Annotated in this window: 6 protein-coding genes; 5 read left to right on the top strand and 1 reads right to left on the bottom strand. The window is 66.5% G+C overall.

Annotated elements, in window-relative coordinates; translation table 11 throughout:
* The first annotated feature begins 181 nt into the window (after positions 1–181).
* The 3 genes from DN412_RS40800 (at position 182) to gabT (ending at position 6,146) form a co-directional block, all read left to right on the top strand.
* Complete coding sequence (locus tag DN412_RS40800) at positions 182–1,663, top strand: NAD-dependent succinate-semialdehyde dehydrogenase (protein WP_115216710.1); 1,482 nt, start codon at positions 182–184, stop codon at positions 1,661–1,663.
* A gap of 245 nt (positions 1,664–1,908) precedes the next feature.
* Entirely contained in the window at positions 1,909–4,857 is a 2,949-nt protein-coding gene (locus tag DN412_RS40795) for an FAD-binding and (Fe-S)-binding domain-containing protein (protein ID WP_425267491.1), read from the top strand.
* Complete coding sequence (gene gabT / locus DN412_RS40790) at positions 4,854–6,146, top strand: 4-aminobutyrate--2-oxoglutarate transaminase (RefSeq protein WP_115216708.1); 1,293 nt, start codon at positions 4,854–4,856, stop codon at positions 6,144–6,146. The genes DN412_RS40795 and gabT overlap by 4 nt, the downstream gene beginning before the upstream one ends.
* Before the next feature lie 194 nt (positions 6,147–6,340).
* Here the strand turns inward: gabT and DN412_RS40785 are convergent, their stop codons facing one another.
* Positions 6,341–7,936: an ABC transporter substrate-binding protein gene (locus DN412_RS40785; protein ID WP_425267490.1), complete on the bottom strand. Its 1,596-nt coding sequence runs from the start codon at positions 7,934–7,936 to the stop codon at positions 6,341–6,343.
* Positions 7,937–8,202: 266 nt separating this feature from the next.
* Between DN412_RS40785 and DN412_RS40780 the strand changes: the two genes are divergently transcribed.
* Together DN412_RS40780 and DN412_RS40775 are read left to right on the top strand one after the other, a co-directional pair.
* The gene (locus DN412_RS40780) at positions 8,203–9,090 is read left to right on the top strand and encodes a GNAT family N-acetyltransferase (protein WP_115216707.1); all 888 of its coding nucleotides are present in this window, start codon (positions 8,203–8,205) and stop codon (positions 9,088–9,090) included.
* Between the two features lie 181 nt (positions 9,091–9,271).
* Positions 9,272–10,675 carry an aspartate aminotransferase family protein gene (locus tag DN412_RS40775; RefSeq protein WP_115216706.1) on the top strand — a complete coding sequence of 468 codons (1,404 nt, stop codon included), beginning with the start codon at positions 9,272–9,274 and terminating at the stop codon, positions 10,673–10,675.
* Positions 10,676–10,827 lie beyond the last annotated feature (152 nt).

Raw genomic sequence — 10,827 nt, 5'->3', positions numbered from 1 at the left:
AGGTCGCGCACGAGGACTACGACCGCGGACCCCATCACCCCTACTACGCCCTGCTGGCGCGCTCGGTCCCCGAGTTGCGGCGGGGCTGGATCGACGAAGTCGATCTGCATATCGACGGCGGGATCGAAACTGGTGCCGCCGCTGCCACCGCCTGATTCCCATTCTCAAGGAGAGTTTGTTCATGCCTTTGTCCCTTCAGAACCAGACCTTGCTTCCCGGTCGCAACTTTATCGGCGGCGAATGGTGCGGCTCGGCCGACGATCGCACGCTGTCCGTGGCTGACCCCGCGACGGATGAAGTATTTGCGGCGGTACCGGATAGCACTGCGGCCGACGCACGCCGCGCCGTCGATGTCGCGCACGCGGCATTCCCGGCCTGGCGCAAGACCCCTGCAAAACAGCGCGCGCAGATCATCAAGCGCTGGAACGACCTGATCGTCAGCCACGTGGAAGACCTGGGCCGCCTGATCTCCCGCGAGCAGGGCAAGCCGTTGGCGGAAGGCAAAGGCGAGGTACTGTATGCCGCAAGCTATGTCGAATGGTTTGCCGAAGAAGCCACCCGCGCCGATGGCGACGTGATTGCCGCGCCGGTCCCCGGCCGGCGCATGCTCGCACTGCGCGAGCCGGTCGGCGTCATCGCGGCGATCACGCCGTGGAACTTCCCGGCCGCGATGATCGCGCGCAAGATCGCGCCGGCGCTGGCTGCCGGCTGCACGGTGGTGTGCAAGCCCGCCGAGGATACGCCGCTGACCTCGCTGGCGCTGGTCAGGCTCGCCGAACAGGCGGGCGTGCCGCCGGGCGTGCTGAATATTGTCACCGCCTCGCGCGAGCGCGCCGCCGAAGTCGTCGACGTATGGCTGGACGATGCCCGGGTGCGCAAGATCACCTTTACCGGCTCGACGCCGGTGGGCAAGCACCTGGCACGCCGCTCCGCCGATACGCTGAAGAAGCTGTCGCTGGAACTGGGCGGCAATGCCCCGTTTATCGTGTTCGACGATGCCGACCTCGACGCCGCCGTGGATGGTTTGATGGTCTCCAAGTTCCGCAACGGCGGACAGACCTGCGTGTGCCCGAACCGCATCTATGTCCAGGACAAGGTACATGATGCCTTCGTCGACAAGCTTGCCGCCCGCGTCGGCGCGCTGGTAGTCGCCCCTGCCACGAACCCCGCCGCGCAGATTGGTCCGATGATCAATGCGCGGGCGGTCGACAAGATCGAACGTCATGTGAAGAACGCTGTCAGCCGTGGTGCCCGCGTGGTCATTGGCGGCGAGCGCATCCGCAACGAGCAATGCCCGGGGCCGAACTACTATGCGCCGACCGTGCTGGTCGATGTGGATGCGTCCATGGACTGCTCCTGCGAGGAGACCTTCGGGCCGGTTGCGCCGGTCACACGCTTCAGTACCGAGGCGGATGTGGTCGCTGCAGCAAATGCGACCCCGTTTGGTCTGGCGGCATATTTCTACTCGAATGACGTGCGGCGGATCTGGCGCCTTGCCGACGCACTCGAGTCGGGCATTGTCGGTATCAATGAGGGAGCGCTGGCCGCGGAAGCGGCGCCCTTTGGCGGCGTGAAGGACTCCGGCTATGGCCGCGAGGGGTCGCGCTATGGCCTTGAGGAGTACATGCATATCAAGTACGTCTGCCAGGGGCTGTTGGACTGAGCACCCTCCTCTTCTTCTCGAGCGGCCGGCGCAAGCCGGCCGCTTTGCATTTGCAGCCCCGGCCCATGCCATCGAAGGAACTGCTGTTCCTCTCGTCACAACAGAATTCGCTGCTGATCCAAGCCCCGAAATCGGTCAAAGCGAGACCAGCCTCGTCCCTATACTGGTCCGGTAATTGCCAGAAAGCGCTGGCGATAAGATCCCCAGCAAGCTTCCACCGTGCCGCACACGAACCCATGACAGCGATGCCCCAACGCCAGGCCAGTGCGCCAACCGACCTCAATGCGCTGCTGCGGCTGCGCTCCCGACTGGAAGCCGAAACCACCGCTGAAGTGCGCTTCGACGCGGTCACGCGCGCCATCTACGCATCGGAAGCCTCGAACTATCGGCAGGTTCCTCTTGGCGTCGTCATTCCGAAGTCAGTCGACGACCTGGAGACCACCGTGCGCCTGTGCGGCGAGCTCGGCGTGGCCATGCTTCCGCGCGGCGCCGGCACCTCGATGAGCGGCCAGTCTGTCAACGCCGCAGTCTGCATCGATCATTCCAAGTACCTGCACGCGGTTGAGCTGGTCGATCCGGTCCGGCGCATCGGCCGCGTGCAGCCCGGCGTCATCTGCGATCACCTGAAGCAGGCCGCCTCCACGCATGGCCTCACCTTCGGCCCTGATCCCGCCACCCACAGCCGCTGCACGCTGGGCGGCATGATCGGCAACAACTCATGCGGCGCCCATTCGGTGATGGCCGGCAAGACGGTCGAGAACATCGAACGCCTCGAGATCGTGACCGCCACCGGCGCGCGTTTCTGGGTCGGCGCCACCGACGAGGCCGCGTATGCCGGGCACCTGGCCGCAGGCGGGGAACAGGCGCGCATCGTCAAGGCCCTGCGCGAACTGGCCGAGCACTATGCGGACCATATCCGCGCCGGCTTCCCGCGGCTCAAGCGCCGTGTCTCGGGCTACAACCTCGACCAGTTGCTGCCGGAAAACGGCTTCCACATCGCCCGCGCATTGGTGGGGTCTGAGGGGACCTGCGCAACCGTGCTGCGTGCGGACACATCGCTGGTGGAGGGACTGCCCGAGCGCGTACTGCTGGTGCTCGGCTTCGATACCATCTTCGATGCCGCCGACTGCGTGCCCGAGCTGCTGCCGCTCGGACCGATCGCGATGGAAGGCCTGGACACCGGCATCATTGGCGGACTGAAGCAGCTCGGTCTGAAGCTCGACGACATCGCCGAGCTGCCGGCCGGCAATGCCTGGCTGATGGTGGAGTTTGGCGCTGTGCAGCGCGACCAGGCCCGCGAGCTGGCAGCCCGCGCGGCCTCCGCGGCACGGTCATTCCCCACGCAGCCGAATGTAAGGCTGGTCGACGATCCTTCGCTGATGGGACGCCTCTGGGCCATCCGCGAGACCGGGGCGTCGGCAACGTCGTTGTCGACCGTTCCCGGACAACCCGATCCCACCGTAGGCTGGGAAGACGCCGCGGTCGAGCCGGCCCGGCTTGGCGCCTACCTGAGGGAATTCTCCGCCCTGGTCGAACGCTATGGCTACGAGACCAATATGTACGGCCACTTTGGCGATGGCTGCATTCACTCGCGCATCACCTTCGACCTGCGTTCCCGCACAGGCGTTGGCGACTGGCGTCGGTTCCTGGCGGAAGCGGCCGCGCTGGTCGTCAAATACCAGGGCTCATTGTCCGGCGAGCATGGCGACGGCCAGGCCAAGGGAGAGTTCCTGCCCCTGATGTTCACGCCCCGGCTGATGCAGGCGTTTCGCGACTTCAAGGCCATATGGGACCCGAACGGCCTGATGAACCCCGGCAAGCTGATCGATGCGATGCCAGTGGACGCCAACCTGCGCATGGGCCCGTCATACCGGCAGGATCAGGCACCCAGCGTCTTCACCTACCCGATGGGCGATGGCCCGGGTACCGGCTTTGGCCGCGAGACCGAGCGCTGCATCGGCATGGGCAAGTGCCGGTCGCTCGATGGCGGCACCATGTGCCCCAGCTTCAAGGCCACCCGTGAAGAGCGCTATGCGACGCGCGGCCGCGCGCGCCTGTTCTTCGAGATGCTCAACGGCGAAGTCATCAGCGAGACCCGTGACGGCGAGGCGGTCAAGGACTCGATGGACCTGTGCCTGTCGTGCAAAGGTTGCAAGCACGACTGTCCGACGCATGTCGACATCCCCAAGTACCGCAGCGAGTTCCTGTATCGCTACTACAGGCGGCGCCTGCGCGCGCCGATGGATGCCGCCATCGGGCGGCTGGGCCAATGGCTGCCCACCGCCACGCGCGCGGCTGGCCTGCTCAATGCCCTGATGCGCAATCCGCTGACCCGGCGCGTCGGCCACGCTTTCGGCCTGGCCCGCTCCGCCGTGTTCCCCGAGATCGCCAACACCGCATTCCGCCGCAGCGGCACCGCGACCCGCCTGCAACACGCCGGCACTCGACCGTACGGCCAGCGCGACGTCGTCATCTGGACCGACACCTTCAACAACGGCTTCACGCCGCATGTGCTCGAGGCCGCCGTCGCGGTGGTAAAGCGGCAGGGATGGAACGCGCGGCTGAGCATGCGCCACGTCTGCTGCGGCCGGCCGTTCTACGACGTCGGCATGCTGGACCAGGCGCGCCGCAACCTGCTCGAGATCCTGGACGTACTGTCCGCGCCGATTGCCGCCGGGGTTCCGGTGCTGGTGCTGGAACCAAGCTGCCTGTCGGTGTTCCGGGATGAAATGCCGGCCCTGCTGCCTGACGAACCGCGCGCCAAAGCGCTGGCAGCACTGACGGTCACGATGGCCGAGTTCGCCACCCGCGCCGGCATGGCGCTGGACAACGATGCCGAGGTCCACCTGCACGCCCACTGCCATCACCGCGCCTGCGGCGGCACGGCGGCGGAACGCCAGCTTGGCGCAAGCGTCCTCGACACCGGTTGTTGCGGGATGGCCGGCGCCTTTGGCTATCACCGCAAGACGGCCGAGCTGTCGCGGCGGATTGGCGAGAGCACGCTGCAGCCAAAGCTTGCCACACTCCCGGCCGATGCGCTGGTTGTCGCGGACGGCTTCAGCTGCCGCACCCAGATCCGCAAGCTGACCGGACGCGAACCGCGCCACCTCGCAGAGATCCTTGCCAACTCCAATCCTTCGCAACCACACCGCGACACTGACTTCGCGGAACCTGAAAGAGGCGTAACGCAATGACCCAGTCCAACCAGGCCCATATCGCGGCCCGCACCCAACATGTTCCGCATGGCGTCGTCACCGCCCATCCGATCTTTGCCGACAAGGCCGAGGGTTCGTTCCTCTGGGATGTGGAAGGACGTCGCTATATCGACTTCGTCGGCGGCATCGGCGTGCAGAATATCGGCCATAACCACCCCAAGGTCGTCGAGGCGGTGCGCAGGCAACTGGGTCGGGTGACGCACGCAGCGTTCCAGGTGGTCGGCTACGACGTCTATGTCGAGTTGGCCGCGCGGCTGAACAAGCTGGTCGGAGGCACCGAGCACTACAAGACGCTGTTCGCGACGACCGGCGCGGAAGCGGTGGAGAACGCGGTCAAGATTGCGCGCGCCTACCGCAATGTGCCGGGAATCATCGCGTTCCGCGGCGGCTTCCACGGGCGTACGCTGCTCGGCTCGACGCTGACCGGCATAAGCACGCCGTACAAGCAGAACTTCGGGCCGCTGGCCGGCGACGTCTATCACACGCCCTATCCCGATGAATTCCGCGGCTTCCAGTGCGCGGATGCGATCCGCGCACTGGAAGACCTTTTTGCCACGCAGATCGCCCCGGATCGCGTCGCGGCCATCATCCTGGAACCGGTGCAAGGCGACGGCGGCTTCCTGCCGGCCGGCAACGAGTTCCTGCAGGCCCTGCGCGCCCTGACCCGCAAGCATGGCATCGTGCTGATCCTGGACGAGATCCAGGCCGGCTTCGGCCGTACCGGGAAGATGTTCGGCTTCCAACATGCGGGCATCCAGCCCGACCTGGTCACGGTTGCGAAGAGCCTGGCCGGCGGCATGCCGCTGTCCGGCGTGGTCGGGCGCGCCGAGATCATGGACGCGCCGGCGCCCGGCGGTCTGGGCGGTACCTATGCGGGCAATCCGCTCGCCTGCGCCGCCGCGCTGGCGGTGCTCGACCTGTTCGAGGAAGAACGCTTGCTGGCCAGCGCGCACGCCCTGGCTGAAACGCTGCGCGCAGGGCTCGACCGGCTCGCGCGCGAGTTCCCCGCCATCGGCACCGTGCGTGGCGTTGGCGCGATGCTGGCTTTGGAGTTCGTCAAGGACAGCGACCCATTCCAGCCCGACGCGGCATTCGCCCAGGCGGTGATCGACCGCTGCCGCGAACGCGGCCTGCTGGTGATCAAATGCGGCGTGCATCGGAACAATGTGCGCCTGCTGGCGCCGCTCAACACCTCCGCGTATACGGCGCAGGAAGCCCTGGAGATCTTGCGCGCCGCCATTGCCCAAACCAGCGACGAGGCTCGATAACACGCAGGGTTCACCGGGTCCGGCCAACGGCATGCGGCCCGGCCGCGGTATGATTGGGGCACCTCCGGATCGGAGGCCGCCCCTGTCCGGCTTTCCAACGAGTGCTGCCGTGATAGCGAGCGCGATCGTGGCGGCGCCACCGGGAGCCGCAGGCGGAAACCTTGCGAAAAAATGCCCGCCCGCCCCGTCAGGCATCAAGCCAGACATGCTCCNAGCCCACCCAGCGGGATCGGTGACAAGCCCTTGAGCTTCGATGAATGTCCGTCGATGCTGGCCAGGAACAGCGGGATACCGATGCCTGCATCCTCGTGGATCATGGTCTGCATGTCGGCATACATCTGGCTGCGTTTGGCGGTGTCGGTTTCGGCCCGCGCCGCCAGCAGCAGTTGGTCGAACTTGGGGTTCTTCCAGCGCGATTCGTTCCACGGCGCATCGGACTTGAAGAACTGCGTGAGAATGGTGTCGGCGCTGGGGCGCGGGTTGACATTGCCGAAGCCCACGGGGCTGTTGAGCCAGTGGTTCGACCAGTAGCCGTCGGCAGGCATGCGCTTGATGTCAATGTCCAGGCCGACACGCTGCGCAGTCTGCTGCAGCACCGTCGCCATCTCGACCGAATACAGGGCGGCGGGCGAGGTCACCATCGGCACCTTGCCCGTCACGCCCGCCTTGCGCAAATGGTACTTCGCCTTGTCAAGGTCGAAGGCGCGCTGCGGCAGGCCCTTGAAAAAGAAGCGGTTGGTGGGGTCGACCGGCTGATCGTTGCCGAGCACCGCATAGTCGAGCGCGATGGCCTTCTTCATCTGCGCGCGGTCTTGCAGGTACTTCATCCCCATCACAAAGTCGGGGTTCATGCCTGGACCCGCGTCCTTGCGCATGATCAGGTCTGTGTACTGCCCCGATTGCGTGACGAGCACGGCGTAGCCCGGCGTACCCTTGACGCGCGCCACGGAGCGCGGGTTGACAGAGCCGACCAGGTCCATGCCGCCGGACAGCAGCGCGTTGACGCGCGCGCTCTCATCGCCGATACCGACGAACTCGATCTCGTCGAGGTAGGGCTTTCCCTGTCGCCAGTACGCATCGTTTCGCACCACCACCGTGCGCACGCCGGGCTTGAACTCCTTGATCTTGTAAGGCCCGGTACCGATGCCCGCGTTGAAGTCGGTGGTGCCGTCCTTGACGATGAGGAAGTGGAAGGTGCCCAGGATCACCGGCAGGTCGGCATTGGGGCTGGTGAGCACCACCGTGACCTCGTTCGGGCCGGTGGCTTTCACGCTCTCGATCTGCTCGGCCAGCACCTTGGCCTTGGAAGCGGTGGCGGGGTCCTTGTGGCGCATGATCGAGTAAACCACGTCGGCCGGGGACAACGCCTTGCCGTCGTGGAAGGTCACGCCCTTGCGCAGCGTGAAGACCCAGGTCTTGGCATCGGTGGTGTTAAATGACTCGGCCAGCGCCGGCCGCGGCGTCAGGCTGCCATCGAGCGAGGTCAGGCCGTTGTAGACCATGTTGCAGCGCACATAGTCGTTCTGGTTTGACTGTTTGGACGGATCCAGCGTATCTGAAGCGGCCGCCGTGGCGGCTGCTACTTGGATGCGGCCGCCACGCTTCGGCGTCTGCGCATGGGCCTTGGCGGCCACGCCGGCCAGGCTGCCGGCCAGCGTGGCCTGCATGCCTCCCGCCAGCAGGATCGCGAGGACGTCACGCCGCGTGGCGCCGCGCTTGAGCAGATCCATCATACGAAGGCTTTCGCCGGGGTCCACAAGGCTCTCGAACTCTTTACGGCTATCGCTCATCGTAGTGCTCCTGGTTGGTCTGGAAAGGCCAGCGGGCGCGGGCTTGTCATGAAGCACCCCTAATCACTTCTGATCATTCATGCTAGTCAAGAAGGGGCAGCATTTGTCTCTGTTACAGCCTGCGCTACCGCATTGAATTGCAAAACCAGCACCTCCGGCAGACGAATCTTGCAAGTTACGGATAAACCCCAATTCGCTCTGGTTCGACCGCACGAGGTCATTCAAGATAAATGCCGGTGCCAACCTTCATCACGAGGACATCGCCCATGATCGCCCCGCTACCGCATGCCCAGGACACCATTGCCGACGATGGCGTGGTGCTGCGCCCGATGACCGCAGACGACCTGACACGGGCCCACGCCCTGTCGCAGGAACAGCGCTGGCCCCATCGCCTGACCGACTGGGAGCAGATGTTCGCGCACGCTGAGGGCATGGTGGCCGAACACGATGGACAGCTCATCGCCACCGCCCTGCGCTGGCGCTGGGGCAAGCACCACGCCACCATCGGCATGGTGATCGTCACGCCGGCGTGCCAGGGCCGGCGCATCGGCTACCGGCTGATGCGCGCGCTGCTCCACGGCCTGGACGATTGCACCCTGCTGCTGCACGCCACGGCCGATGGCCGGCGCCTGTACGAGCGCCTTGGCTTCGCGCGCACGGGCGAGGTCTGCCAGCACCAGGGCACGGCCCAGCCTGCCCCTTTGATCGCCCTGCCTGACGGCTGGCGTCTGCGCCCCGCGGGTCACAACGAGGCCGCCGCACTGCACCGGCTCGACGCGCAGGCGCGCGGCATGCCGCGCGAGGCGTTGGTCGATGACCTGCTGGCCAGCGCCGAGGCCTGCGTGGTGCTGGACTTCGAGGGCGAGCCGCGCGGCTTCGCCATGCTGCGCCGCTTCGGGCGCGGCCATGCCATCGGCCCGGTGGTAGCGCCCGGCGCCAATGGTGCCAAGGCGCTGGTCGCGTACCTGGCCGGCCTGAATGCGGGCAACTTCACGCGCATCGACATCGACTGCGCCAGCGGGCTGGGCGAATGGCTGGAGAGCATTGGCCTGCCGCGTGTGGACGCGCCCACGACCATGGTGCGCGGTGCGCCGCCGGCCACGCCGCCGGGGGCGGCGGCGCTGTTCGCGCTCGTGACCCAGGCCATGGGCTGAAGACGCGCCAGGCTGCGCAAAGCGCACTGCCAAACAATCTGCTGCCACGGCCCGCATAACGGCAGCGTGCTTCGTTCAGCCCCCTCAATGCAGCATCACGGCATGTGCAGCCTGCCGTAATCTTGAGGCATAGGCCAGCCTGTTGTGCTGCGCACACGAATGGACGCGAACGGACCCTGCCATGACCCAACTCACCGACCTGCCCCAGCTCGCCGCGCTTGAAGCCGCCGATCGCGCACACCTGATCCACCCTGTGTCGCCGTGGCGCGTGCACGAGCAGCGCGGCCCCACGGTGCTGTCGTCGGGCCGCGGCGCGTGGCTGACCGACGCCAACGGCCACGAAGTGCTCGACGCCTTCGCAGGGCTGTGGTGCGTCAACGTGGGCTACGGCCAGGAAAGCGTGGTGCAGGCCGCCGCCGAGCAAATGCGCCGCCTGCCCTACGCCACCGGCTACTTCCATTTCAGCAGCGAGCCGGCGATCCGCCTCGCCGACAAGCTGGTGCAGATCACGCCCCGCTCGCTGAACCACGTATATCTCACTCTCGGCGGCTCCGAGGCAGTCGATACGGCCGTGCGTTTCATCACGCAGTACTTCAACGCCACCGGGCGCCCGTCGAAGAAGCACTTCATCTCGCTGGAGCGCGGCTACCACGGCTCCTCGTCGACGGGCGCCGGCCTTACCGCTCTGCCCGCGTTCCACCGCGGCTTCGACCTGCCGCTGCCGACGCAGCACTACATCCCCTCGCCCAATCCCTACCGCGCTGCCGACCCCACCGATGCGCAAGGCATCATCGACGCCTCAGTGGCGGCACTGCGCGCGAAAGTCGCCGAACTGGGCGCGGACAATGTGGCCGCGTTCTTCTGCGAACCGATCCAGGGCTCGGGCGGCGTGATCGTGCCACCCAAGGGCTGGCTCAGAACCATGCGCGACGCGGCGCGCGAGCTGGACATCCTGTTCGTCGTCGACGAGGTCATCACCGGCTTCGGCCGCACCGGCCCCATGTTTGCCTGCGATGCCGAAGACGTCGCGCCGGACATCATGACGCTGGCCAAGGGCCTCACCGCCGGCTACGTCCCGATGGGCGCGACGCTGATCTCCGACCAGGTCTATGCCGGCATCGCCGACGGCGCGCCCGGCGCAGCGCCCATCGGCCACGGCGCCACGTATTCGGCCCACCCGGTCAGTGCGGCAGTGGCGCTGGAAGTCCTGCGGCTGTATGAGGAAGGGGGCATCCTGGCCAACGGGCAGCGTGGCGCGGCAACCTTCGCGGCCGGACTGGATGCGCTGCGCAGTCATCCGCTGGTGGGCGACTCGCGCCATCGCGGACTGCTGGGCGCGCTGGAACTGGTAAGCGACAAGGCCAGCAAGCGCGGCTTCGACGCATCGCTGGGGCTGTCCGATCGCATTGCCGCGACCGCCTACGGCAACGGCATCGTGTTCCGCGCCTTTGGCGACAATATCCTCGGCTTTGCCCCAGCGCTGACATACACCGAAGACGAATTCGAGTTGATGTTCGCGCGCGTGAAGCAGACGCTCGACGACGTGCTCGCCTTCCCCGACGTGCGTGCCGCGCTTGCGAGCTGAGATAGCAGCAGTCAGACCATTGTTTCCAAACCAACGCCGAGCCGCCGCCATGCCCGACAACGCTCCCCCACTGCCTGCGCGATTCATGCGGCTGGCAGAATCCGACCGTCCCGCCATCACTTTGCGCATCGATGGCCACAGTGCCACCGCGC

It is taken from the genome of Cupriavidus lacunae (assembly GCF_003353055.1).
Lineage (GTDB): Bacteria > Pseudomonadota > Gammaproteobacteria > Burkholderiales > Burkholderiaceae > Cupriavidus > Cupriavidus lacunae.
Note: the sequence above shows the minus strand (reverse complement) of the source record. Positions and strands in the feature narration are given on the sequence as shown.